Below are 25,969 nucleotides of genomic sequence, written 5' to 3'. Positions count from 1 at the left end.
GATGGTAAAATCGGTTAGCAATATAACACCGTTCACCCTGTTGGACTATCCGGATAAAACCGCCTGTATCTTGTGGTATGCCGGCTGTAATATGCGGTGTTTGTATTGCTATAATCCTGAGGTTGTTTTCGGGAAAGGAAAATTTACCTTTTCCGAAATGGTCTCCTTTTTGGAAACCCGGAAAGGCTTACTCGATGCTGTAGTATTTAGTGGCGGCGAATGTTTGCTCCACAAAGACATCGTCGAGCAAATTCAAACCGTTAAAGCGATGGGATTTTTGGTGAAAGTAGACACCAACGGCTCCAAACCCGAAGTACTGCAAAACTTACTGGAACAGGAATTAATTGATTATGTTGCCCTCGATTTCAAATCGACTAAAGAATCTTTCCATAGCATCACCCAGTCAGATTTGTTTGATCAATTCGAAAAATCGCTGCAGTTGTTGTTGGCAGCCAATATTACTTTTGAAGTGCGCACCACTTACCATTCGGAATTACTGGCCAAAGAAGAGCTCAACGAGATGATTGACTACCTGCAATACAACGAATACACGGGAACGTATTACATTCAACACTTCCGAAATAACGTCGAAACCATAGGCAAATTGCCGGATTCCCGAAATCGTTTGGAACACCAACTCCCCGAAAATCCGAAGCTGAAAATCAAATTTCGCTAAATTAAACGGTCTCTAAAACAGGAATCTGCATTTGATTGACTGCCGCTTTACACTGCTGTAATTGCTGCATTATGGCCTGTTTTTCCCGACTGAAATAATCGGTATTACTGAATAAATTCGAATAATACTCCATACCCGAAAGCAAATTGCTTTTAAACGCGCTCCATTTTTTAAGTTGGGCCGAGGTAAAGTCATCGGTAAATTGCTCCAATTCGTTTTTGAGGTAATCCACATACATCGTTAACTCTTTCACAAACATATGCGGACGATTATTGTTGGCTAAAACATTGGCATTACCGTAAATGTGTTTCACCATATCGGCCAAAGAAACCACGCGGTCAAAATACGCCAAATTCGGTCCCGGACAAATCACCACGCCTTGTTGCTGGCCTTTGACCTCCATCTCATTTTCCAAATACGACGCATTGGCCAAACCTACGCACAAACACGATTTCTCGAAGATTTTGGTTTGCTTTTGCTGAATTTCTGATTCTGATAATTGGTCTTTTTGCGCTTCCAATTCGGCCAATTTAATATCCTGATATTTTTTAGAAGCCGTACACATGCCTTGCGGGTCGTATTCTTTGTTGAGCGCCAAAAACTTTTTCGGACACGAACTTCCGGCTTTGTTTTCATCGATGCGTTTTTGTTTCCAAAGGTCATTGCTCATCCCTTTTACCGTGTTGAACAATACGCCGAGTGGCGAAATATCGCTTAAATAAAAATCTTTTTCTTTCGCTTGAGCCAACAGCGTTCGGGTGGCTTCATCTACCGAAGTCGCTTCAGGAACCAATAAAAACGGCGAACCCCAACCTACAGCGTCCATGTCAAAATGCTGTAGTAAAAACTCGTGTTCTTCAGCCGTGCCAACGCCGCCTTGGGCAGTGATTTTTAAGTCGAATGGCATCGTCGGAACGGGCAAATTTTTCGCTTGCAAAGCTTTAACCATCAGTTCATGTGCTGATTGGATGAGTTGCTCTTTTTTGGATTTGAATTCTTCTAAAATCGGACCCATTAAAAATCCGTCGGTAGCAAAAGCATGGCCACCGCAATTCAAACCCGATTCGATGCGGTATTCCGACACCCAAAGGCCTTTTTTGGCCAAGAAATTCCCTTGTATCATGGCCGAACGAAAATCGCTCACCTTCAGTATAATTTTCTTTTGCAACTGTCCCTCGGCATCCGGATAAAACACCGGAAACTGTTCGAAATAGCTGTATAGTCTCGGATTCATACCGGCCGAAAGGACTACGGACGAAGTAAGATTACTTTCGGCAAAACCGCGCAATGACGCATGCGCATCGTTGAATTCCACCGGCAAAGGTTCATTTTTATCGTAATTCTCTTTATCCACTTTGGTCATGATATTCACATCAATACTGCCCGGCGCAAAGTGTTCGGCCAAGTAATTTTTGATGTTTTCTTTAAAAGTTAACCCCTCAGCCGCCAGCTTTTGCAAGCCATTTTTAAACTCCGATTGGTTGGGTAACATCGCAATGTAATTGTCCAAAGTGGATTTGTTTTCCGCCAATTCAGTTTTAAAACGTTCGAATTTGTCTTTCACCACGGTATCGACCAAGTTCAAGTAATGCTTGATACGTTCGGCGCGGTAATCTTGACATTTTTGGGTAATTTCACGATAAGGCAAACTGAATTTTCGGCTGTAAAAGGCACGCATTTTTTCAATCAGTTCATCATCGGTAATAGAAATTACAGAGGAAATGCCGTAATGTGCCACGCGTATCGGGCTGTCTATCGTATAGGCCAATCCCATAACGGGTATGTGGAAGGTGTGGACGTTTTTAGTAGTCATGTAGTACGTATTAATAAGGGGCGAATTTTGTGAAATCATTCGGGAAAAAGTATGATATATGTCATTTCCAACGATTATTTAAAGGATAGGCGCAAACCGTTGAGCAATTCGAATACGATGCGGTATAGGCCGATAAAAATGCCCAACCCGAATAGTACAAAAAGCAGATAAAACCAATGCATATCGTCTTGGAATTGGCTAAAAGACAAGGCTTGATTGAAGAAGGTCCAATGTGCCTTTTGAACACCCATCAATAACAAACAGCACCAAAACAGCACAAAGGAAGTTTGAAACAGGCGAATGCCGAATCGAATTTTTGATACTGAAAACGAATACTGATTCGATTCGAGTATATAAGTTACGGAAGAGAGCAAAATTAACGTATTGATTCCAATAGTCGTTCCCATAGAATGCGCTACAGTAATGTGCGTTCCATGGGTAAACAAATTAATCGCCGGAATCGAAATGAGCAGCGCCAAAATGATGTTGAGAAACACCCAAAAATCGGCCAAGCGCATGAATTGGTAAGCCATAAGAAAACGGATTGACGGTGCTTTGGCTAAATTCTTTTTCCAGTCGTAAATAATAGACGCCAAAATAATCCATTCGGTCATGCTGATGCCGTAAGCAAGATAGCGAATCCAAGGCGCGGTTGGCACTATATATACATGATGTGCCCAGCCAAACATGAGGTTAGTTAAGCCCAAAAAGTAAAAGAAAAACGCCTTGACCGAAGTAGCATAACGTTCATCTTGGCTGATTTTGGCCATGACAAAAATGGCAGTACCGTAAACCAACATATTCCATGAACCTACATAGGAACCGCCGGCCTTCCATTGCAATGCTGTGTTTTGTATGAAATGCGATTTAAAATAAGGCAACAACCACAAATGGGCTTCGGTGAAATGGTAAATCATCATCACAATTCCGGTGGCCCACATCCAATAATACACCGGCCAGGTTTTGAAAGTGGCAGCTAATGTTTTAAAGTAATTGATGCCGAATAACAGCCATCCTGAAACAATGGGAAAATAGAAATAACTCGGAAATTCCAAGTATTCTTTTCCGGCAAAGTTTCGTAACAAATAAGATAAAGCAATACCAAATCCCGTCAGGATAAAAATCCAAAAATGCGCTTTAACCCAATACGATTCGGATAACGAATGCGCCTTATTTCGACTCAGATAATAATAAATCCCGCCGGTAGCCGTGAGCAAAACCCAGGACACCACAAAGAGTGTGTGCAACGGTCGCAGCGCCGTAAACGGTAAAGTTTCTTTGATAAAATCGGGAACAACATACTGAAAACCAGCGAGTAATCCGCAAAGCAAACCCAACAACAACGACAACAATCCGACAGCAATAAAGTAAAACGGGTAGCGACTAGTGTTCATAGGTTTCCTTTTTATATTGGACTTTTACCCAACCGTCAGGCTTAATCGTGGCTTCGGTGTTGGGATAAGTGCCGGTTTGATCTACTTCCATCAAAAACTGCAGTAATTCTTCCTTTTCAGTTTCGTTGAAATCAAATCGCGGCATGGCTTTGACACCGCTGTTAAACATCGATTTCAAATACTGCTCATCTGCTTTTCTAAAAGAATATACATTGGTCAAATCGGGTCCGAGATAACCGCCCAATCCGTACAATTGGTGACAAGCATTACAATTGTTTTCCCGCCAATGTTTTTCGCCTTGCAGGGCTTTTTCGGAAAGTTGGATTGTCCCATAGTCCGATTGGGTGGTGTAAAGGGTGTAATTGTAAGCTGCAAACAGTAGCAACAACAGTAGTAAAACAAGCAGGTATTTTCCGTGAGAAAACATAATAAAGGCTTTGAAATAGAAGTACAAAGAGAAGCAAAGAAAGTGTCTTGATTTATGATTTTAATCACAAAAAAGGCGTGAATGACAACTTCCACGCCTTTTCTCTTTCAAAAAAGAAAAACAAGATTTGAATTAATAATTATCCTATTTTGGAAGTAAAACATCACCAATCACGTGAATAATGCCATTGGAAGTTTCTATAGAAGCAACAATTTCAGAACCGTTAACAAAGGTTTTTTCGCCTTGTTTGGTAATTTTTACCTTACCGCCAAATACCATGTCAAACTCTTGACCGTCTTGCATGTACTCCGGTTTCAAAACACCTACATAGGTATGGTAGCCTAAAACATTTTGCAAATCGGTTTTTTTCTCCGGTTTCAACAAGCCTTCCACCGTTCCGGCAGGCAATTTATCAAAAGCGGCATTGGTTGGCGCAAACACCGTAAACGGTCCGGCATTGCTTAATGAGGTAACCAATTCGGCAGCTTTAACAGCCGCCACTAAAGTAGTGTGGTCTTTACTGCCGGAAGCGACCTGAACGATATTCGGGTTGGAAGTTTCATCTACTACGCCTTCTTGACCTACGTTTTGGGTTGGTGTACTTTCGGTGGTTTCGGTTGGGGTTTCGCTGCTTTGTTTACAACCTACGGCCGCAAAAAAGCAAGCTAAAAGCAAAATTTTGATGGAATTTTTCATAATAATAAATACTTGGTTTATGCATACAAAGTACCTAACTATGAAACAGTTATTTTATGATTGTACTCATAAAACCGGGGGAATTTTAACTTTTTTTATAGAATAATAGGCTGTAACCGCAATTCCGAGAACCAACAATACTGCCACGGCAAAAAGCAACTCATTCACCATAGGAATTAAAGTGTAACTGAAGGAAGCGACACCTTGAACCGCCAGGACCAATTCGTTTAAAAAAACGCCTACAGAAAACAAAATAATCCCAAACTTAATGGGTTTGCTGATGTAGAAATAATGGTTTACATAAATATAGAACAACAAAAACAAACTAATCACCGCCAACAATACCAAATGCAAATAAGCAATGACTATCGGTCGGAAACCAAAAGCCAACTGACTCAAAGCCGGAATGGTGGAACCGAGTTGCAATACTATTTTAATGCTGCAAGCCACTGCAACAAACAATATGATGTAACGTAAAAAGAACGGATAATTTTCAAAATAACCTTTTCGGGTTCGGGCCAAAACAACCAGCAGTTTGAACCAGGCATAACTTTGAACAAAAGCTGCCACTACGGTTAAAACATAAAGCCAAATTGGTAAGTTTAGCCATAAAGTCGATAAAAAATATGCCGGGATACAAGCCGCAAAAAACAACCAAAACACTTTTTTAAAGAAAGGATGCTCTGTTGATTTCAGGTTAAAAAAATGGAAAAGCAATCCCACACAGGCAAATAAAAACCAACCGTTGTATTGGAAGTGCAAATAATAATAAATGGAAGCCAAATACTCGTTTTGGTGAATGTTTTTAGTAATCATCATAAAGGCCAAAACAAAAGTCCCAAAGGAAGAAATCACATTGAAGAAAATTGCTGCTTTAAACCAATGCACCGAAAGCCATTCCGGGTTAACCTGTTTCAAATCTTTCCAAAATTGGTAGCCGAAAACATAAGCCACTACAATAGAAGCTGTAGAAAATACAATCGATAAAGCAGCATACCCTTGGATGATGAAAAACACCAACATCCCATAAGCGCAAATCAAATTGGCTGTCAATAAGGTGTTATACGAAAACGTCCTTTTCATTTTTGTCACCCTGAGCGCAGTCGAAGGGCCTCTCTTCTCCAAAAACCCAACCATCAACACCATTAAAGTATGGCTGATCCAACCGGCAAATGCAAAATGAGAATGAGAATGTTGTAAGTTCTTTTGGTTGAAAAGCGGAAACTCAAAACCTATTTTGTAACGCATTAACAAGCCAAGTAATGCTACCAGTAACAAATTGAACAATGAAAATTGCAACCAGAACTTAGCCTTAAAGTGCATTAGAAATATATTTTATGGTTAATGATGTCTACCTTTTTTTCCTTGGCCATTTTCGATAAAGCGCGAATCACCGTTTCTACTCTTAACCCTGTAAAGTTGGCTATCTCTTGTCGGGTAAACGGAATTTGCTCTTTTTCGTTGGAACATTTTCCTTTTTTATGTGCGTTTAAAAACGCCAGTATTCTAAACTCGGGCTTTTGATTGATGATATCTTTCGAGGTCATCGCTTTAGAATGAATCCGGCGCGACATTTGTACTAAAAACTGTTTTTGTATGCTTGGATATTCCTCCAATATTTTCAGAAACTTGTCTTTCGACAACTTCACAATTACGCTATCCTGAAAAGCTTCTGCTGTAGACGGATAACACTCATCAATAAACAAAGGCGGTTCTCCAAAACTTTGTCCATTGGAAAAATACCCTTGCGTAAATTCTTTGCCCTCTTCGTTTGAGTTGTACATCCTAATGTTGCCCTCTACAATTTGATAATAAAAATTGGCCGTTTCATCTTCACAAAAAATCATCTCGCCTTTTTTATATTCCTTAGCAATGGCACCCCAAGTATAGAGTAAATCTAAGTCTATTTGCATAATTGATTTTGAGTGTTTTAAGCTAAAACCCCTTATTTCATAAGGCTTTACAGCTAATGGTTACAAATTTAGTTTTAACGAAAATACTAAAAATATGACTGAAATCATACAAATAGAGGTTTTTTAACTCCTATCTTTGTCTCATGAAAAAGTTAATAATCATAGTGGCACTTGTGATGTTCGCAAAACCGATACTCCCGGTGGCCGACTATATTATTAATTACGATTACATCTCAAAAGTGCTTTGTGAAAACAAAGCCAAACCCGAATTAGAATGTAACGGAAAGTGTCAGTTAATGAAAGAATTGGCCAAAGCTTCGGAACAGGAAAAACCAATTACCCCGGTAAAAAAAATCCAAGTACAAGAAACCGAAGTGCTGTTCTTTCAGGAAATCCAACCGTTATTGACTGGACAAACTTTTTTTCAGCATAAAAATGCTATTGGCAACCACTACGCCAATCTTTACTTTCACTTAGCGAGTGGTTCCGTTTTCCATCCGCCTACTTTCTCGGCTTAATCCTTACCGTTTTTATCAATCTTACTGAGGTTGACCGGACGATTTATGTCCGAATCGCATTGGAAAATCTTCCAATCAAATCTTTATTATTTAAACTTTACAATCATGAAAACCTTATTAAAATATACGCTTTCCTTATTCTTATTGGCCTTAACCCTTACTTCTTGTTCTTCGGACGACAGCAATCCGGCAACCGACGAATTAGCCAACCTAACCAAATTCAAAGAATTCGCTAACGAAACCCATACTGTCGAATTGTATTCCCACATGGGCAGCTTGGAACAAGGCTATAACGAAATCGCCTTACGCATCAAAGACAACGCCTCCGGCGACTACGTAAAAAATGCCGAAGTCAATTGGATGCCTATCATGCACATGACCATGATGAACCACTCTTGCCCTAAATCGGCCGTAGAAAAAGTGACTACAAACGGCACCTTATACCAAGGTTATATCGTATTCCAAATGGCGCAAAATGCTACAGAATATTGGGACTTAAGAGTAGATTACACCATCAATGGCGCTGCCTACTCTGCCACTTCAGTTATTGATGTTCCGGCTGCTGTTAAACGTCGTGTTAATACTTTTATGGGAACCGACGGCACCAAATACATCGTGGCCTATGCCGAACCACACCACCCAAAAGTAGCCGTTAACGATGTAGTTTTCGGCGTATGGAAAATGCAAGACATGATGAACTTCCCGGTAGTAGATGGTTACACCGTAAAAATCGATCCGAGAATGCCAAGTATGGGCAACCACAGTTCTCCGAATAATGTAGATGCTACGCAAAAAACAACCGGTGGTTTGTACGAAGGCAAACTATCGCTAACCATGACGGGTTACTGGAAAATCAACTTACAATTGTTGAATGCCGAAGGTACTGTTTTAAAAGGCGAAGCCATCACCGACACCGTGTTGGAAAGCAGCATTTTCTTCGAAGTCGAATTCTAAAAAATCCACTCCAAAAGGTCTTGCTTCTAAAAGGGTAAGACCTTTAAAATCTAATCGTGATGAAAAATCTATTCTTGTTGCTGTTGTGCAGTGGCTTCTTTTCGTATGCCCAAGAAACCAAAGATTCCTTGGTGCCTAAAGACTTAAAAGAAGTGATTGTCATCGGCAAAAAAACACAAATCCACGAAAAACAAAGCAAATCGCTGGCTACTATCGATGAGTTTCTCGACAAAGGAAGCAAAGTCGATTTGGTCAAACGCGGCGCTTATGCTTGGGAACCGCTCATCAATAGTATGGCCACCGAACGCACGCTAATCACCATAGACGGCATGCGCATTTTTGGCGCTTGTACAGATAAAATGGATCCGATTACTTCCTATGTAGAAGTCTCTAATTTATCGGAAGCTACCATAAAATCCGGGCAGCAAGGCTCGTGTTTCGGGTCAACCATTGGTGGTGCTATCGATTTAAAACGAAGCCAAAACCGTTTCGGAAGTCAGAAATGGGATTTCGCCCTCAACACCGGTTTCGAAACCAACAACCGTCAGAAAATTATGGGCTCTTCTGTTAATTATACTGACAGTACGTATTATGTGGATACCGATGTCATGTTCCGCGAAGCCGATAACTACGCCGCCGGAAACAACCGCGAAATTTTGTATTCTCAATTTCGAAAACTGAATTTCTTGGGTACCGCAGGGTTCAAATTCTTTACCAACAAACTACTGGAAGCTTCCGTCATTTACGACAAAGCCACCGATGTAGGTTATCCGGCCTTACCCATGGACGTATCTCTGGCAGAAGCGTTAATTACCTCTCTGAAATATGTCGTAGTTCCGAAATCGTCCTTAGTGAAAGATTGGGAAACCAAAGTGTATTTCAACACCATCACCCATCGTATGGACGATACCACGCGACCATCAGTTCCCATTCACATGGACATGCCCGGCTGGAGCAAAACATTCGGAATGTATTCTAAAGCGACGGCCGTCAAAAACAACCACCATTTTTTGGTGAACCTCAATGCGTTTTACAACCAATCGGTGGCCGAAATGACCATGTATCCAAGCGACCCGAACGAAAACCTGATGTTCATGTACACTTGGCCCGATGTGCGCACCTTATACACCGGTTTGTTTGCCGAAGACCAATGGGTTTTCAACTGCCACTCGGGACTAAAGTTATCAGTGGCTGCCGGAAGCCATACCAACGATGTGGCGAGTGATTTTGGCTTACAAAGTCTGCAAATCTTTTACCCGGAGATGGCACGTCAAAAAACGCGTTTTCTCAAAAGCATCGCCGCCCATTATAACTACCACAAAAGCGAATGGGAATACGGTTTTGGTTTGGGTTATGGCGAAAGAGCGCCGTCGGTTTCGGAAGGTTACGGTTTTTACCTCTTCAACAGTTCCGACCGTTTTGATTATGTAGGCAATCCGAACCTAAGTAACGAAAAATCGATCGAAACCCATGCGTTCATCGGCTATAAAAAAGAAAAAATCAGCACCAAAATCAGCAGTTCTTTTTTTCGCATTTCGGATTATATCATTGGGACGCCCGACGTTTCTTTAGTCCCTATGACCATAGGCGCCAGCGGTGTAAAATTGTACACCGCTTTATCCTTTGCTACGATTTTTAACGTCGATTGGAATTCGGAATTCACCTTAAGCAAATCGCTGAAATGGAATTTCGGCTTGTTGTACAGTGTCGGCAAAGACAGCAACGGTAATAACCTTCCGTTGATTAATCCGCTCAGTTACAAAACCGCTTTGACGTTCACCAAACCCAAATACAATGCGGCTGTAGAATGCGTTGGAAACACCGCTCAAACCCATTACGGTTCGGTGTACGGCGAAACCAATACCGCCGATTTTGTGTTGTTGAATGCCAATTTCGGATACAAGTTTGTGTTTTCCGGCAGCCGTTTGTACACCAAAATAGGCGTCGAAAATATACTGGACGCCTATTACACCTCTTATGCCGACTGGAACAAAGTGCCCCGTATGGGAAGAAATATTTTTGTGAACTTCAATTTCAATCTGTAATGACCACGTAACACAAACGCATTTTTCATTACTTTAGCTTTTCAATTCAATCAAAAATATAAATGAGAAATGCAACCCTTACCTTGCTGGCAGCCTTATGTTTAGCTTCCTGCAGCCAAAAAGAACTCACTTCGGGTATCAATAAAAAAAACATGGATACGCTGGTAAAACCCGGCGATAACTTTGCGATGTACGTCAATGGCGCTTGGATGAAAACCGCCAAGATTCCGGCCGACAAATCGTCTTACGGCGCGTTCGACATGCTGTACGACCAATCGCAAAAAGACGTCAAAGCTATTATTGAAGAAGCCGCCAAAGGCAACAATGCCGAAGGTACCGACGAACAAAAAATAGGCGATTACTACGCCTCGTTCATGGACCGCAAAGGCCGTGATGCTAAAGGAATTGCGCCCATCCAACCGGAGTTAAAAGCCATTGATGCTATTGCTTCTTACGATGACTTGGCTGCTTATTTCGGGAAAGCCAACCGTGCCGGTGTATCTATTCCGTTTTCCGTATCGGTGATGTCGGATTTTAAAGATCCAACCAAACACACCTTAATCACTTGGCAAGGTGGCTTGGGCCTACCGGAACGCGAGTACTATTTGGCAACCGATGCCAAAATGACCGAAATCCGTCAAAAATATGTGGCCCACATCGAAAAGATGTTCCAACTAACCAACATGCCAAATCCTGCCGAAAGTGCGGCTAAAATTATGGCGCTGGAAACCGCATTGGCCAGCCAACAAATGAAAAAAGAAGACACGCGCGACATTGTGAAATTGTACAACGTGTATGCGGTAAAAGACTTAAAAACCTTGATGCACGACTTCAATTGGACGGCCATGCTGAAAAATGCAGGAGTTGACCGTGAAAAGAAATTGGTAGTAACCCAAGTGGATTATACTAAAAGCTTGAACAACCTCATCAAAAACACACCTATCGACACTTGGAAAACCTATTTAAAATGGGGCGTGATTAATGGTTCTGCCGGATTATTAACCACGGCACTCGACAAACAAAACTTCGAGTTCTATGGTAAAAACTTATACGGCACCGAAAGCCAACAAGAAGATTGGAAACGCGCCGTAGAAATGGTGAACGGTGGTTTAGGCGAAGTAGTGGGGAAAGTGTACGTTAAAAAACACTTCTCTCCGGAAGCCAAAGAGCGCATGACGCAAATGGTGAAAAACCTATTGAAAGCCTACGCCGAAAGCATCAAAACCCTCGATTGGATGAGTGCCGCTACTAAAAAAGAAGCCTTGAAAAAGGTAGATAATTTTATGATTAAAATTGGCTACCCCGACAAATGGCGCGACTACTCGGCCCTAAAAATTGACAAAAACGATTTGTACGGCAACGCGGCCCGTGCGACCGAATTTGAATACAACCGCAACTTGGCCAAATTGGGCAAACCCGTGGACCGCGCCGAATGGGGCATGAACCCACAAACGGTAAATGCATACTACAACCCATCGCTGAACGAAATTGTATTCCCGGCGGCCATTTTAAAACCGCCTTTCTTTGATTTAAATGCAGACGATGCGGTAAACTACGGTGGAATCGGAGCCGTTATCGGACACGAAATTGGTCACGGTTTTGACGACCAGGGCAGCGCATTTGACGGCACCGGAACGATGAAAAACTGGTGGACACCACAGGACTTAGCCGCCTTTAAAAAGAGAACCTCGGCTTTGGTTGAGCAATACAACAGCTTTAAAGCCTTCCCTGATTTAAATGTGAACGGCGAATTTACCCTAGGCGAAAACATAGGCGACTTGGGTGGACTAAGCATTGCCATCAAAGCCTACAAAGCCACATTAAACGGCAAAGAAGCACAGGTAATGGACGGCTTTACGGGTATGCAACGCGTGTTCTTAGGCTGGGGACAAGTATGGGCCGAGAAAATCCGCGAGGAAGCGTTGCGCAGTCAAATTGCCAACGACCCACACTCGCCGGCACTTTTCCGTGTAAACGGTACCATACGCAACGTACCGGAATTTTACGAAGCGTTCAACGTAAAACCGGGCGATTCGTTGTACTTAGCGCCTGAACAACGCGTGAAGATTTGGTAAAAGAAAATTAATTTTGATAGAAACCCTGACGGAAACGTTGGGGTTTTTTGTTGGGAAAAACTAGATTTCTTTAATACCTATTGATTTAAGAAAATTAAAAGTCCCATCATAAATCATAGAGGGTCTTGTTAAATCTTCATCATTTCCATGTGGAATAAAAATTATCATTCCTTGTCTTGCTCTTGTCAATAATACTCTATACGAGTTAATTAAGTATTTAATTCTTTCTGTATTAGTATTGTTTTTCCAAGTAGTTCCAGTAAACTTCTTATAATTCCATTGATTTTTATCATAATAAAAATCTCCATCCCAAGCTACACAAGTCCAATCTAATTCTAAACCTTGAATATCAAATTCTGTTGCAACTTCTTCTAAAAAAAATGAAGAACGAATATCATCTTTATCATTTAGAAACCAAATTGGAGCATCTATCTTAGCTTTTACATTTAAGCCTAAAGGTCTTAATCTTATAGCGCCTGACGAAGCTACTATACCTATTCTCTCATTTCCTCTAGCCTTTTGGTTTAGCCATTTTTTTGCTTTTTCTAGATCCCGTGTAATTCTAATTGGATAGTCATTTTCAATATATAAATTGTAAATATCCTTAGCCTCTGAAAGATTATTACTTATAATTTGCTGAATAAAATTAGATAATTGTGCACTTCTAAATGACCTCAAAGAAACCGACAAATGCAATTCGTCTTTTTTCTCTGCATTTATGTTCTTTAAGATTGTTAAAACATTTTTGTCTTGTATATAATTATAGTCCTCAATGATTTTAGAGGAATAATAAATGTTCCAATCTCTAAAACCGTTTTCAAACGGTCTTATCCATTCTTCTAGACCAGCTTCTCCTGTGTTTATCTCCTGCCCGCCTCCAATCAAACAAACTATTGTACACCAATCTTTATGTCTATTCATTACTTCTATTAAAAACTCAGGTTCTGATTTGTTGAAATCAGAATTTCCTTTATTTCTTTTCATAAAACTAGAAGCTTGTTCCTTAGTCCATGCTCTTTGAGCTTCATCAAATATTGTAACCTTTTCAATCGGGGCCTTATCATCTTTTAAAGATGCATCTCTAAAGTGATGAATGTTCTGTATAAATGATTTCACTTGTGATTTGGCACTTTCTTTTGACAAAATCTCACCAAATTCTTTTGCATTTTTGACTTTGTCTCGTGCTAATGCCTCCCTCAAAACATCAACTAAAGGTCCGTTACCCGACAAAAAAACAGCATGTTCTTCTTCTTCATAATTTGAACGTAAATTAGCAATATTTAAACCTGCCAATGTTTTTCCAGCACCGGGAACTCCAGTGATAAAGCAGATAGATTTTTTATTATTCTCTTTTGAAAAATCAATTATATCAGAGATACAATTTGAAGTCACTGATAGGTTTTCCGCTCCAGAATCACTTCTAGAAATTTCTGCTACATTATGTTTTTTATAAAGGGCTGTCGCAGCTTCAATAATTGTTGGTGTTGGTTTGTATATGGATTGCTCCCAAAACTTAACATCTATCTTTTCATAAGATTTTAAATGCTGAATTGTATTATCAATTACGTCTTTGAGATTGCTTGAATTTGCACAAATAGTTTGATGTAAATTATCAAGACTTTTATGATAATTGTTTATAACAGAAGGTGCTTTGTCTGCAATTAAGACAGGTATTAAATTTTGATTATGACTTCCTTCATGAAAATTATTCAAATCCAATCCATAATCAAAAGCTTGCTCTTTAGCATATTTATCATATAAATCAGAGCCAATTTTAAACTCTAAAACGAAAATACAATTATCAATAATTACAATATTATCAACCCTTTTTCCCATTCTAGGGATTGTAAATTCGAAGTAAATTCTACCACTGAAGAAAGAGAGGGATTGCTTTAAAATTTCAATTTGTTTTTTCCATGCATTAGATTGTTGGATAGTTAATTTGTTCAAATCATAATTGCCTGAAATCTTTCCATAAATAGAATTATTATCTTCTTTTACAAACTCATCAATAGAGCTAGAATAATAAGCCCTATTCATCGAACAAATCTTTTATTTTAACATCTAGTGCTTTTGCTAATTTTTCAACCACTTCAATAGAAACATTGCGCTCTCCTTTTTCAATTGTTGGCAAATAGGTTCTATCAATTTCGGCCAAATTGGCTAACTTCTCTTGCGATAACCCCTTTTGTTTTCGCAATTCTTTAATTTTTATTCCAAATCGTTGTTTAATATCCATGTTAACAAAATTTGAAAAATGTAGACTTTAAAACAACGGAGTATAGTCCGGTTTTTTTTACTTTTGGTAATATTTTTCTTTATATGGGCTATGTAGTTGAAATCATCTTTGGAAAGGACGAGGTAAAAAAACACCATCGTGTTGAAAAATTTAATGACTATGAGAATTTAATTCATAAGAAGAAATTTGAATTTGAAACCTTAGCTGAAAGAAATGCATTCTACAAAGGGTTGTCAGAATCTAATGGATGGGTAGAATTCGAAATCATCAAAGAGATTCAAACAAAACAAACACCTAAAGAAGAAGAGTTTAACTATTGGAGGTTCATTGAAAAATATTATCCCAATTATTACCATTGTAATAATGTATTATTAAGCGATATCTTAACAAGAAAACTAGATGGCGAAGAAATCTGCGAAAAAGATGAAGAGTGCATCAAAGACTGGGATGTTAGAAAAGAACTAATGGAACTTGACAAAGAACTTTTGGGAAAAGCTTTTGAAAACTATTTTAATCAAATTTATCCCAAGCCCAAATAATTCTCCGATGGATTTGAAGGAAGTGCGATTCCTCCTCTTTCGGAATGACAAATCAATACCCGCTCTCCTGCCTCCTCCCTATCTGCGCCCTACTTACTATATGAGTACTATATCAAAACATACATTATGTCAAATAGCATAGGATAACTATAAATTTTATTACATTTGGGTACCTAAGACGCTTATCATGAAAAAGTTAATCCTGCTTTTACTAGTGTTAGGGCTGCCGTTGGCCAGCCTCTCCCAAATCACCCTCACCAACACCGCCGAAATCGCCAAAATCAAACAAGGCACTACCTACTTCGCCATGAAAGATCCGGGGTCGCCTGCGGCAGCGGGGTATGTGGCGGCCATTAAAAAAGCGTGGTCACTTAGTAAAGTGGAGTGTATTAAATATACAGAGGTAGAAAAAAACATCGCCCCCAACAACAGCTTTGTCACCCTGGGCGCTAACATGACTACCTCCAACAGCACCTTGGCTTCCACCGAAACCCGCATGTATTTGGAACTGTGGACCACCAACGGCAAATTCACCTACGACCCAAAGAAAAGAAGACATTTCAATCAAGCCGATAAAATAGTGGTGGCCACTGTGGAACTCTTCGCCGATTACTATGCGCAAAACAATCCGAGTGCGATGTATAAAATGGAGTATGACGCCACCGGCCATTTTAAAAACTGGGGCGCCGGTGTGCTGAGCAACTACCTGCAACAACTTTGTACTTTACTGGAAAAAGGCAATGAATGCACCGCCAAAACCGAAATAGCCAACCCTGTCGAACTCCAAAAAATGGCTTCAACCACGCTTTTCATCCCCGATTATGTACTGACCAAGTTCTCTAAAAATTCCGACGACGAGAGTAAAAAGTACTCCGAAAAAGAAATCTTCACCGACCTTACACTCTCGTATAAAATCTTAAACCTTGCCGAACTCAACGAAAAAATCACCAACAGCACTGCGCCCTTTTATTATTTACTGTTCGTAAAAACACCTACGGAGAAATTCGTGACGGTTACCCAATCACAAACCGGTGAGATAATTTACTTGGCACATACGGCTTCGGCGACCAACTTTAAAAGTGCCGACTTAAAAGAATTACAAAAAGGAAGTGCTGTAAAAAAGTAGTCCCCGCAACGCCCAATACTTTTGCGGGGACCTAACTAAAAAAATCACATTACTCTACTTAACAACTGTTCACCTCTTCATTTAAAATCGGTGTAGTATCATCTTATTTGTTCAGCAACTTAAGGACACTGAACTTGTTGTTTCAAATTCTCTAAACCCGGAAAATAAAGCACTTCTGTAGAGGTTAATTTTGTTGACCCTTCCTCCTCTGTTAAGGGAAAAACTGTAGAGGAGGAATTTAATTAGGTCGGGGGAATGAATTGTGGTATTGGTATTAACTTTTTTTGTGACAGAAGTGCTGTTTAACACTGTGTTTGTATTTGTGGGGATAGTGTTAAAAGACTCATTAGCGGCCTTATTCCGGTTATATTTAGTTTGAATTTTACAAAAAAATGTTAGTCGGTTTTCGGTGTTTAGTAAAAACCGACTAACAGTTGGAATCATTTTAATTAATCTTTTGATGTGTACATCTTTTGTCATAAAAAGATAATTCCGAGTTTGCGTTTTGTTTGACAATAACAAATATGGATAAGAAAACTAAATTTTCTGAGATTATTCGACTAAGGGCTTTATTGCTTAGCCGAAAAGATGCTTTTTTTAGACGAATGCAACGCAAAACTGAGTCTAAAACGTATCGAAGAAACGTGAAAGATGCACTTCTCAAAATACATCGTGAAAATCTTGGTTGCCATAAAATAAAAGTTCAACCAATGTTATGCAGTAAATGTAAATAAAAACAAAATCCAATCAACTACAACGCCTTTTCCCTTATCCTTTACTCCTCCAACAACAAATTCGCCAACGCATTATCGCGCCCGTAAATGTCTTTGTGGAAATTCACCAAGCCGTCATCGTCAACCCAAGCGGTAAAATAGCCAATGTAAACCGGGATTTTATTTTTTAAGGTGTACCATTTTTCTTTGCCGCTGTTCATGGCAGCGTCTATTTTTTCCGGCGTCCAATTCGGGTCATCTTGCAAAATCAAATTGGCCAGTTCTTTTGGCTTTTGTACTCGAATACAGCCATGACTAAAGGCTCTTTTTTCCTGACTGAATAAATTTTTTGACGGTGTATCGTGCAAATAAATATTATTAGAATTGGGAAATAAAAACTTCACCAAACCCAACGAATTATTCGGACCGGGTTTCTGACGGATATTGTTGCCATTCCATTCCATATTGTGTTTGGCCAAATAATCCTTATTCTTTTTAATGGCCGGAAGTATCTCTTTGTCGCGGATGCTTTTCGGCACATTCCAATACGGACTGAACACTATATAGCTCATCATCCCACTGAATATTACCGTTTCGTTGAGTGCCGTTCCCACCACAACATTCGAAACCAATGCGGCTTTCCCTTCTTTAAAATAAGTCAAACGATAGGACGGAATATTCACCACAATAAATTCTTTTGCCTTAGTCAAATCGGTCGATATCCAACGACAGCGTTCCATATTGACCATAATGGTTTTGATGCGGTCGCTAATCGGAACATTCATTTCCGAAATGTGTTTCGGTAAGATGATTTTATCTTCGGAAAAACCGTTGCGCTTTTTGTACTTCAAAATGGCTTCTTGCAGCGATTCGTCATAAATATTACTTTTAGAATCAGCGGCTATATCATTAGTCAAGAACATTCGCTTTCTGATTTGCACTACCATATCGGAAGTGTCGCCCGGATTAAGTTGCTTGAATTCGGCCGGCATTGCAATAGCTTCCCAACCGCCGTTTTTTTCAATAGTTCTATACCGCTGCAAAACGGCTCTCAACTTGTAATATTGTCCTATCAACTTGGCATTATTATCTATTAGCTTAGGATCCAATAAAATAGAGTCCAGATACTGACCGTAAGACAATTTCTTTCTCGGCAAATACCAACCCAACTCTTCCACTTTGGCGTTGTCTATGCCTTGCAGTACTTTGTTAGTGTAATAAAAATAATAGTTGGTCAGGAACAATTCTACCTCAACGTTGGGTTTCGTATTGGTTTTAGGAAACAAGCCATCTAAAATTTCCTTGTAAGGTACTTTCGCCTGAACGCCTTCTTCAAACAAATTATTCATTTTGTTGTAGATGACTTCGGCCGTTTCTTTGCGCCCTTTCTTGTCATACCAGAGATAGGCAAATTGGTTGTTACGATACAAATCAACCGCTTGTTTTTGGTACAAAACCAACTTCGGATATTTGGCGTAAAAAGCAGCAACAGCTGTACTGTCAAACGACAACGAAACTTCTTCAAAGTGGAATTGTGTCTTCGTTAATGTTGCAGCGTTATCTGCCTTTTCTTTATGGGCACAATACCAACTCGTCAGAGAAAATCCGAGTAAAATAAGCAAGACCAGTCCGATAAACCACTCTCTTTTTTTCATACGGGGCAGAATTATTTTTATAAAAATACAAAAACTAATCGCTAGTAACTAATGGAACACTTATATTTACTTGTCGAATCCAAATTGTAAAACCATGAAAAGATACTGTTTAGGACTTATGATATTCGTTAGTCTTGTTACCTTCGGGCAAACTTCAAAAACCGAAACACCTGCTAATGTCAAGAAAAAAATCGAAGTCATATTAGACAATTGGCACAAAGCCGCCGCCGAAGCGAACTTTCAAAACTATTTTGAGGCAATCGCCGATGATGGTATTTTTATCGGAACCGATGCCACGGAAAATTGGAACAAAACCGCTTTTCAGGCTTTCGCCAAACCGTATTTCGACCGTGGTAAAGCTTGGCATTTTAAAGCTTTAGACCGCAATATTTACGTTAGTGAAGACCAAAAAACCGTTTGGTTTGACGAGTTATTAGATACACAGATGAAAATTTGTCGCGGTTCGGGCGTTTTGGTTTTTCGTAACGGCCAATGGAAAATCAAACACTATGTGCTTTCTATGACCGTACCGAATGACAATGTTGACAAAGTAGTCGAAATCAAATCTCCAATTGAAGACGAACTTATCATTACCTTAAAAGAAAAGAAAATATAAATTCTGTCTTTGCCGAAATCCATAGCAGTTCTTTTCTCGTAATTGAGAACAAGAAACAAAACCTTATACCTATGGATAAACATAAAAAAATAACAGTACTATTTGTAGCCATCACAATTTTAATATTGGTATTACTAGTACTGTCAGCTTATTACTTAGCCCTTTTTGCTCCCGTTTAACACTATCCAAATCTTACATTACAGTCTCATAGCATTAGGTTAGTTTTGTTTTTGTTTAAAGAAAAGCGCTGTCTGAATTCAGATAGCGCTTTTCGATTTTTCAGCCATTTAAAAACCAAATCCTATTGGTTCTCGTAAATGCAAGAAACCGCAAAAACAAATCGACATGAGAATCAACCGAACCGTAAAAAAAATAATGCTGAGCGTGTTAGGAATCGCCGTGCTGCTCTTCGGTATTTTAGTGTACCACATTGCCAGTATGAAACCGGTGGAAAATGCCAATATTCAAATTAGTCGCATCGACTTTGACAAGCCCTTTGATTCAATTAGTAGTATCGATATTCAAAAGAAGCTACACGAAATCAAGGGTGTGAAAAGCGAGATCATCGTGAAGCGAAACGTAGTGGTGTATTTCCACGATAACAACATCGCCGATTCAAAAAAAATCTACGACGAGCTTATGACTAAAGGCAACTATAAAGCCGAACGCTTTTTGCTGCCTGCCAACTTGGCCCAAAAGCAAGTTTGTCCTGTCATGAAAAAAGACAGTTACAAATATAAATTCAGCAAATTCATTCAAGGAATCTTTAATTAATCCTCTAAATATAATGTTATGAAAAAGTTTTCAAATTGGGCCTTATTGGCCTTAGCGCTCGGAGCCATTTCTTTTACAGGATGCAGCAGTGATGATGATTCACCTGCTCCCGAGGCATCCATTTACGAACGACTAGGCGGTACCACTATGGTGGCCGATCCCGATAATCCGGGACAAATGATTGAACAAGGCCGCTTAAGTTACCGCAAAGTAGTGAATACTACGGTAGGTTTAATTGTAGCCGATGTGCAAGCCAATGCTTCAGGGAATTTGGGTGCCCATTTTGCCCCGATTTTAGGCGAAGTAGGTGCAGGAAACACCACTAACTTGGCCATTTTGGTAGACAACTTAACCGATTTCTTCTCGTTCAATACCGGCGGAACAAATCCGGTAAATACCTATACCGGTTTGGATATGGTAACGGCACACAATCCGGCGTTAAACCCAAGAATGGGCACAACGTCAACTAATGCCGACTATACTAAATTCGTAGGTTATGTTGGCGCGGCAGCCCAGCAAAACGGTGTAGCGGCTAATACCGAATTGTACTCAGATATCGTAGCGGTATTAGAATCGTTACGCGATCCTATTGTTCAGTAAAACCCTCAAATACCACTCCATGCAACGAAAAACGCTACCCTAAAGAGTAGCGTTTTTCTATTTTAAGTTTTCCAGCATTTCTACCGTCATCGAAGCCAAATTGTATTGGTGCTTCCATTGCCAGTCCTGTTGCGCACAACTGTCGTCTATAGAAGCCGGCCAACTGTCGGCAATCTTCTGACGGAAATCGGGTTTATATGAAATGGCAAAGTCGGGAATATGGTTTTTAATTTCAGCGGCTATCTCTTTCGGCGTAAAACTCACACCCGCCAAGTTGTAAGACGAACGAATTTTGATACTTTCAGCCGGCGCTTGCATGATTTCTACCGTGGCGCGTATGGCATCATCCATATACATCATCGGCAAGGCTGTGTCCTCTGAAAGGAAACATTCATATTTACCGTCTTTCAAGGCTTTGTGGTAGATATCCACGGCATAATCGGTCGTGCCGCCACCGGGTTCTGTCGACCAACTGATCAAGCCCGGATAACGAATACTGCGCACGTCAACGCCGTAAATATTATGGTAATATTCACACCAACGCTCACCGGTTTGCTTGCTGATGCCGTAAACAGTAGTTGGTTCCATAATGGTGTATTGCGGTGTATTGATTCTAGGAGTTGTTGGCCCAAAAACCGCTATACTGGAAGGCCAGAATATCTTTTTGATTTTACCCGCTTTGGCTAAATTCAACACGTGGAAAAGCGAATTCATGTTCAAATCCCAAGCAAAGGCCGGATTCTTTTCCGCCGTAGCCGAAAGTAAGGCGGCCATCAAATACACATCGGTAATTTGGTATTGCTCAATTAAATGCTCAATCTGATTGTAATCTAAAGCATTAACTACTTCAAAAATGCCTTCGTTAACAATGTCAATATTCAGCTTTCTGATGTCGGAAGCCACTACATTATCAACGCCGTAAATGCTTCTGAGTTTTTTGGTAAGTTCGGTCCCAATCTGACCACAGGCACCAATGATTAAAATTTTTGTATTCATGTTGTGTGTTTTAAGCAAAAACTCGTCGTCGGAAAAGACCACAAGAGTATTGCAACAAAGATAACGTTTTCGTAAATGGAAAAGTCTTAAAAATTACCTTTGCTTTAACTACATCTTTACCATGTTTCCTTTTACATTTGTACCTTTGTGATGTAAAAAAGTAAGGTCAATGAAAATCAATTTGTTGCGTTTTGTGATGCGCTCTCTGCTTTTGGTTTGCTTCGCCGGTTCGCTGACGCTTGTGTCTTGTCAAGAAGATCCTAAAATCCGACTCTTAGAACAAGAAAAAGAAGCCAAAAAACAAGAAGCCATTTTCAACAACATCAATCAGGGATGGCGTTTTAATGCGCAAACCGTTACCCAAACAGCCGGTTCGTTAACCAGCAATTGGGCGGAATGGCGTATGTTTTTAACCGAATTAGGGCAAAAGCCTAAAAGCAGTATCGGCGCTTTCAAACAAAAAGCCAAAGCCTTATCCAAAAGAGCTTTAGAGCTTAACAACAATATCCCGATGGCTTACAATACTCCGGAAATAAAAAGCCGAATTGCCGCCATTACCACCAAAATCAATGCGGTTAACTTGTACATCAACCTGCAACAAATTCCGGATAAAAAAATTGTGGAATTGATTCCGAGTATCAACACCGAAGTGAATGCCTTGCAATTTCAACTGGAAGAAATTACCCGTAAAAGTCAGATTAAAATGGAAGATGGCGAAAGCGACATGTTGCAAATGCTCGACACCACCAGAGCCATTCCCAGTTCACCTAAAGTAAAATCTTTACCCTAAGTTTTGAGTCAAAACGCTTTATACAACCGTTACCTGCATTCGCCGAAAGTCAAGCAAATTGCGGAAAGTTTAGAACAACCTTTAGCCAAAATACACCTCAAAGGCCTTTTAGGTTCATCCTTTTCTTTTGTGTTTAACGCGCTTTTCAAAAACAGTGAAAAGCCGTATTTGCTCATCTTTAACGAAAAGGAAGAAGCCGCATATTATTTGAACGATTTAGAACAAATGATTGGCGCCAACGATGTGTTGTTCTATCCAAGTTCGTATCGGCGACCGTACCAAATTGAAGAAACCGACAACGCGAATGTTTTACTGCGTTCCGAAGTGCTTAACCGCATCAATTCGCGTAAAAAACCGGCCGTCATTGTTACCTATCCCGAAGCACTTTTTGAAAAAGTGGTGACGCGAAAAGAACTCGACAAAAACACTTTAAAAGTAGCGGTAGGCGATAATGTTTCCATCGATTTCATCAACGAAGTATTGTTTGAATACGAATTCAAGCGCGTGGATTTTATCACTGAACCGGGCGAGTTTTCAGTACGAGGCGGAATTTTAGACGTGTTTTCGTTTTCAAATGACAATCCGTATCGCATTGAGTTTTTTGGGAATGAAGTCGACAGCATCCGAACCTTCGATGTGGAAAGCCAACTCTCGGTAGAAAAGCAAAACAAGATTACCATCATTCCGAATTTAGAAAATAAATTCATCAAAGAAAATCGCGAAAGTTTCCTGGAATACATCAGCGATAAAACCGTGTTATGCATCGAAAACACGGAGTTCTTAACGGCGCAACTCGACAAACTTTTCGGGAAAGCCATCGAGACTTTCGAGAAACTTTCTAAAGACGTCAAACACGCTTCGCCGGAACAGTTGTTTTTAAACCAAGAAGGTTTTTTGCGCAAAGCATTGGATTTTTCCCTAATCGAATTATCGAACAAGCCACTGTTCAAAACCACCAAAACGTTCGAGTTTCACATCCAGCCGCAACCGTCGTTCAACAAACAATTCGATTTGTTGCTCAACAATTTAAGCGACAACCATTTTCACGGTTATACCAATTATTTGTACTGTGCCAATGAAGCACAGGCCAACCGTTTCCACGATATTTTTGAATCAATAGACGAAGAAAATCACGAAGACATCCGCAAGCAATACCATACCGTAGTGGCTTCGTTATACCAAGGATTCATCGACGAAGAAAACCAAGTGGCTTGCTATACCGATCATCAAATTTTTGAACGCTACCACAAGTTCAGCATCAAAAACGGCTATTCCAAAAAGCAAACCATCACCTTAAAAGAACTGAATTCGTTGTCCGTAGGCGATTATGTGACGCATATCGATCACGGTATCGGGAAGTTTGGCGGTTTGCAAAAAATTCAGGTCGAAGGCAAAACTCAAGAAGCCATCAAACTCGTGTATGCCGACAACGATATTGTTTACGTTAGCATCCACTCGCTCCATAAAATTTCGAAATACAACGGGAAAGACGGCACGCCGCCCAAGATTTACAAACTCGGCTCCAACGCTTGGAAAGCCTTAAAGCAAAAAACCAAGGCAAGAGTCAAACACATTGCGTTCAACTTGATTCAGTTGTACGCCAAACGCCGCTTGGAAAAAGGATTTGCCTTTGCGCCCGACAGTTATCTGCAAAAAGAATTAGAAAGTTCCTTTATTTACGAAGATACGCCCGACCAAATTACGGCCACCCAAGACGTCAAAGCCGATATGGAAAAAGACCGTCCGATGGACCGCTTGGTTTGTGGCGACGTAGGTTTCGGGAAAACGGAAGTCGCCATTCGTGCTGCTTTTAAAGCGGTGGACAACAGTAAGCAAGTCGCCGTTTTGGTGCCAACTACCATTTTAGCCTACCAACATTACCGCACTTTTAGCGAGCGTTTGAAAGACATGCCGGTCAAAATTGGTTACCTCAACCGTTTCCGAACCGCCAAACAAAAAGCGCAAACCTTGGAAGATTTGGCTTCGGGTAAATTGGATATTATCATCGGAACGCACCAATTGGTAAATAAAAACGTTAAATTCAAAGATTTGGGATTGCTCATTGTTGATGAAGAGCAAAAGTTTGGCGTGAACGTAAAAGACAAACTCAAAACCATAGCCGCCAACGTAGACACCTTAACCTTAACGGCTACACCTATCCCGAGAACTTTACAGTTTTCGTTGATGGCGGCGCGCGATTTATCGGTAATCACTACACCACCGCCAAATCGTTATCCTATCGAATCGCAAGTGGTTGGTTTTAACGAAGAGCTGATTCGCGACGCCATTTCTTATGAAATTCAAAGAAACGGTCAAGTCTTTTTCATTAATAACCGAATCGAAAATATCAAAGAAATTGCCGGTATGATTCAGCGACTCGTTCCCGATGCGCGCGTAGGCATTGGTCACGGTCAAATGGAAGGCAGCAAATTAGAAGAACTGATGCTGGGCTTTATGAACGGCGAGTTCGATGTTTTAGTAGCTACCACTATAATTGAAAGCGGATTGGATGTACCGAATGCCAATACAATTTTCATCAACAACGCCAATAACTTCGGGTTATCCGATTTGCATCAGATGCGTGGTCGCGTTGGGCGAAGCAATAAAAAAGCATTTTGTTATTTTATTTGTCCGCCATACTCAGCGATGACAGAAGATGCCAGAAAAAGGATTCAGGCCTTGGAGCAATTTAGCGAATTGGGTAGCGGCTTTAACATTGCGATGAAAGATTTAGAGATTCGTGGTGCCGGCGATTTATTGGGTGGCGAACAAAGTGGTTTTATCAATGAAATTGGTTTCGAAACCTATCAGAAAATCATGAACGAAGCCATTGAAGAATTAAAAGAAAACGAATTCAAAGAATTGTACGAATCCGAGAGTGATATCGACACCAAAGAATATGTCAAAGAGTTGCAAATCGACACCGATTTCGAGTTGCTATTCCCGGATGAATACATCAATAATATTACCGAACGCTTGAACTTGTACAACGAATTGGGCAACCTTAAAACCGAGGAAGAACTGCAGGTTTTTGAAACTAAGCTCATCGACCGATTTGGCCCATTACCAAAAGAAGCTAAGGCTTTGTTGAACAGCATTCGCATCAAATGGATTGCCACGCATATGGGTATTGAAAAAATTGTGATGAAACAAGGCAAGTTGATTGGCTATTTTGTCTCCGACCAACAATCGGATTATTACAATTCGAAACAATTTTCAAAGGTATTGCGATTTGTACAACAGCACGGAAACCTGTGTAAAATGAAAGAGAAAGAAACCAAAAACGGTTTGCGATTGTTGCTGACATTTGACAATGTGAAATCCATATCCCGAGCACTGGAGTTTATGCAATTGATGGCTCAATAATTCATTGCATTACTACAACAAATAAAAAGGCGTTCCTATTATGA

Annotated in this window: 22 protein-coding genes; 12 read left to right on the top strand and 10 right to left on the bottom strand. The window is 40.2% G+C overall.

Annotation, left to right across the window (positions count from 1 at the left end; genetic code table 11):
- Position 1: 1 nt before the first annotated feature.
- Positions 2–676, top strand: coding sequence for an anaerobic ribonucleoside-triphosphate reductase activating protein (locus Q0M21_RS05555; RefSeq protein WP_295335461.1), 675 nt, complete (start codon positions 2–4; stop codon positions 674–676).
- A 1-nt stretch (position 677) separates the two neighbouring features.
- Here Q0M21_RS05555 and Q0M21_RS05550 read toward each other — a convergent pair whose 3' ends face one another.
- The 6 genes from Q0M21_RS05550 to Q0M21_RS05525 all read right to left on the bottom strand — a co-directional run bounded on the left by Q0M21_RS05550 (position 678) and on the right by Q0M21_RS05525 (position 6,919).
- A complete protein-coding gene (locus Q0M21_RS05550) occupies positions 678–2,489 on the bottom strand; it encodes a hypothetical protein (RefSeq protein ID WP_295335459.1) in 1,812 nt (603 codons plus the stop codon).
- A gap of 74 nt (positions 2,490–2,563) precedes the next feature.
- The gene (locus tag Q0M21_RS05545) at positions 2,564–3,883 is read right to left on the bottom strand and encodes a cbb3-type cytochrome c oxidase subunit I (RefSeq protein ID WP_295335458.1); all 1,320 of its coding nucleotides are present in this window, start codon (positions 3,881–3,883) and stop codon (positions 2,564–2,566) included.
- The gene (locus Q0M21_RS05540) at positions 3,873–4,310 is read right to left on the bottom strand and encodes a cytochrome c (RefSeq protein ID WP_295335457.1); all 438 of its coding nucleotides are present in this window, start codon (positions 4,308–4,310) and stop codon (positions 3,873–3,875) included. Before Q0M21_RS05540 ends, Q0M21_RS05545 begins: the two co-directional genes overlap by 11 nt.
- Before the next feature lie 144 nt (positions 4,311–4,454).
- The gene (locus Q0M21_RS05535) at positions 4,455–5,006 is read right to left on the bottom strand and encodes a fasciclin domain-containing protein (protein ID WP_295335455.1); all 552 of its coding nucleotides are present in this window, start codon (positions 5,004–5,006) and stop codon (positions 4,455–4,457) included.
- Between the two features lie 66 nt (positions 5,007–5,072).
- Positions 5,073–6,329 (bottom strand): hypothetical protein, encoded by a 1,257-nt coding sequence (locus Q0M21_RS05530; RefSeq protein WP_295335453.1) that lies wholly within the window; start codon positions 6,327–6,329, stop codon positions 5,073–5,075.
- Positions 6,329–6,919 (bottom strand): Crp/Fnr family transcriptional regulator, encoded by a 591-nt coding sequence (locus tag Q0M21_RS05525; RefSeq protein ID WP_295335451.1) that lies wholly within the window; start codon positions 6,917–6,919, stop codon positions 6,329–6,331. The genes Q0M21_RS05530 and Q0M21_RS05525 overlap by 1 nt, the downstream gene beginning before the upstream one ends.
- A gap of 143 nt (positions 6,920–7,062) precedes the next feature.
- Here Q0M21_RS05525 and Q0M21_RS05520 point away from each other — a divergent pair, with 143 nt between their 5' ends.
- The 4 genes from Q0M21_RS05520 (at position 7,063) to Q0M21_RS05505 (ending at position 12,511) form a co-directional block, all read left to right on the top strand.
- Positions 7,063–7,437, top strand: coding sequence for a hypothetical protein (locus Q0M21_RS05520; RefSeq protein ID WP_295335450.1), 375 nt, complete (start codon positions 7,063–7,065; stop codon positions 7,435–7,437).
- 105 nt (positions 7,438–7,542) lie between these two features.
- Positions 7,543–8,391, top strand: a complete 849-nt coding sequence (locus tag Q0M21_RS05515) for a FixH family protein (RefSeq protein WP_295335449.1) — start codon at positions 7,543–7,545, stop codon at positions 8,389–8,391.
- A 59-nt stretch (positions 8,392–8,450) separates the two neighbouring features.
- Positions 8,451–10,436 (top strand): TonB-dependent receptor, encoded by a 1,986-nt coding sequence (locus tag Q0M21_RS05510; RefSeq protein WP_295335447.1) that lies wholly within the window; start codon positions 8,451–8,453, stop codon positions 10,434–10,436.
- A 62-nt stretch (positions 10,437–10,498) separates the two neighbouring features.
- Entirely contained in the window at positions 10,499–12,511 is a 2,013-nt protein-coding gene (locus tag Q0M21_RS05505) for a M13-type metalloendopeptidase (protein ID WP_295335445.1), read from the top strand.
- 60 nt (positions 12,512–12,571) lie between these two features.
- Here Q0M21_RS05505 and Q0M21_RS05500 read toward each other — a convergent pair whose 3' ends face one another.
- A complete protein-coding gene (locus Q0M21_RS05500; protein ID WP_295335444.1) occupies positions 12,572–14,551 on the bottom strand; it encodes a DUF2075 domain-containing protein in 1,980 nt (659 codons plus the stop codon).
- Positions 14,544–14,750, bottom strand: a complete 207-nt coding sequence (locus Q0M21_RS05495) for a helix-turn-helix transcriptional regulator (RefSeq protein ID WP_295335443.1) — start codon at positions 14,748–14,750, stop codon at positions 14,544–14,546. Before Q0M21_RS05495 ends, Q0M21_RS05500 begins: the two co-directional genes overlap by 8 nt.
- Before the next feature lie 11 nt (positions 14,751–14,761).
- Here Q0M21_RS05495 and Q0M21_RS05490 point away from each other — a divergent pair, with 11 nt between their 5' ends.
- Together Q0M21_RS05490 and Q0M21_RS05485 are read left to right on the top strand one after the other, a co-directional pair.
- A complete protein-coding gene (locus Q0M21_RS05490; protein ID WP_295335441.1) occupies positions 14,762–15,289 on the top strand; it encodes a hypothetical protein in 528 nt (175 codons plus the stop codon).
- Between the two features lie 187 nt (positions 15,290–15,476).
- Positions 15,477–16,415 carry a hypothetical protein gene (locus Q0M21_RS05485; protein WP_295335439.1) on the top strand — a complete coding sequence of 313 codons (939 nt, stop codon included), beginning with the start codon at positions 15,477–15,479 and terminating at the stop codon, positions 16,413–16,415.
- A 775-nt stretch (positions 16,416–17,190) separates the two neighbouring features.
- Here the strand turns inward: Q0M21_RS05485 and Q0M21_RS05480 are convergent.
- Positions 17,191–18,783 (bottom strand): L,D-transpeptidase family protein, encoded by a 1,593-nt coding sequence (locus tag Q0M21_RS05480; protein ID WP_295335437.1) that lies wholly within the window; start codon positions 18,781–18,783, stop codon positions 17,191–17,193.
- A gap of 94 nt (positions 18,784–18,877) precedes the next feature.
- Between Q0M21_RS05480 and Q0M21_RS05475 the strand changes: the two genes are divergently transcribed.
- From Q0M21_RS05475 to Q0M21_RS05465, 3 genes are all read left to right on the top strand, one after another.
- On the top strand, positions 18,878–19,399 hold the full coding sequence (locus Q0M21_RS05475) for a nuclear transport factor 2 family protein (protein ID WP_295335436.1): 522 nt from the start codon (positions 18,878–18,880) through the stop codon (positions 19,397–19,399).
- Between the two features lie 345 nt (positions 19,400–19,744).
- Positions 19,745–20,173 carry a hypothetical protein gene (locus Q0M21_RS05470; protein ID WP_295335434.1) on the top strand — a complete coding sequence of 143 codons (429 nt, stop codon included), beginning with the start codon at positions 19,745–19,747 and terminating at the stop codon, positions 20,171–20,173.
- 18 nt (positions 20,174–20,191) lie between these two features.
- On the top strand, positions 20,192–20,773 hold the full coding sequence (locus Q0M21_RS05465) for a hypothetical protein (protein WP_295335432.1): 582 nt from the start codon (positions 20,192–20,194) through the stop codon (positions 20,771–20,773).
- 57 nt (positions 20,774–20,830) lie between these two features.
- Here the strand turns inward: Q0M21_RS05465 and Q0M21_RS05460 are convergent, their stop codons facing one another.
- Positions 20,831–21,769 carry an L-threonine 3-dehydrogenase gene (locus Q0M21_RS05460; RefSeq protein ID WP_295335431.1) on the bottom strand — a complete coding sequence of 313 codons (939 nt, stop codon included), beginning with the start codon at positions 21,767–21,769 and terminating at the stop codon, positions 20,831–20,833.
- A 169-nt stretch (positions 21,770–21,938) separates the two neighbouring features.
- Here Q0M21_RS05460 and Q0M21_RS05455 point away from each other — a divergent pair, with 169 nt between their 5' ends.
- Together Q0M21_RS05455 and mfd are read left to right on the top strand one after the other, a co-directional pair.
- Complete coding sequence (locus Q0M21_RS05455) at positions 21,939–22,559, top strand: hypothetical protein (protein ID WP_295335429.1); 621 nt, start codon at positions 21,939–21,941, stop codon at positions 22,557–22,559.
- 3 nt (positions 22,560–22,562) lie between these two features.
- Complete coding sequence (mfd, locus tag Q0M21_RS05450) at positions 22,563–25,925, top strand: transcription-repair coupling factor (RefSeq protein WP_295335427.1); 3,363 nt, start codon at positions 22,563–22,565, stop codon at positions 25,923–25,925.
- The last annotated feature ends 44 nt before the right edge of the window (positions 25,926–25,969 follow it).

This window comes from Flavobacterium sp., assembly GCF_024710485.1.
GTDB lineage: Bacteria > Bacteroidota > Bacteroidia > Flavobacteriales > Flavobacteriaceae > Flavobacterium.
This window is presented reverse-complemented; position numbering and strand designations above follow the sequence as displayed.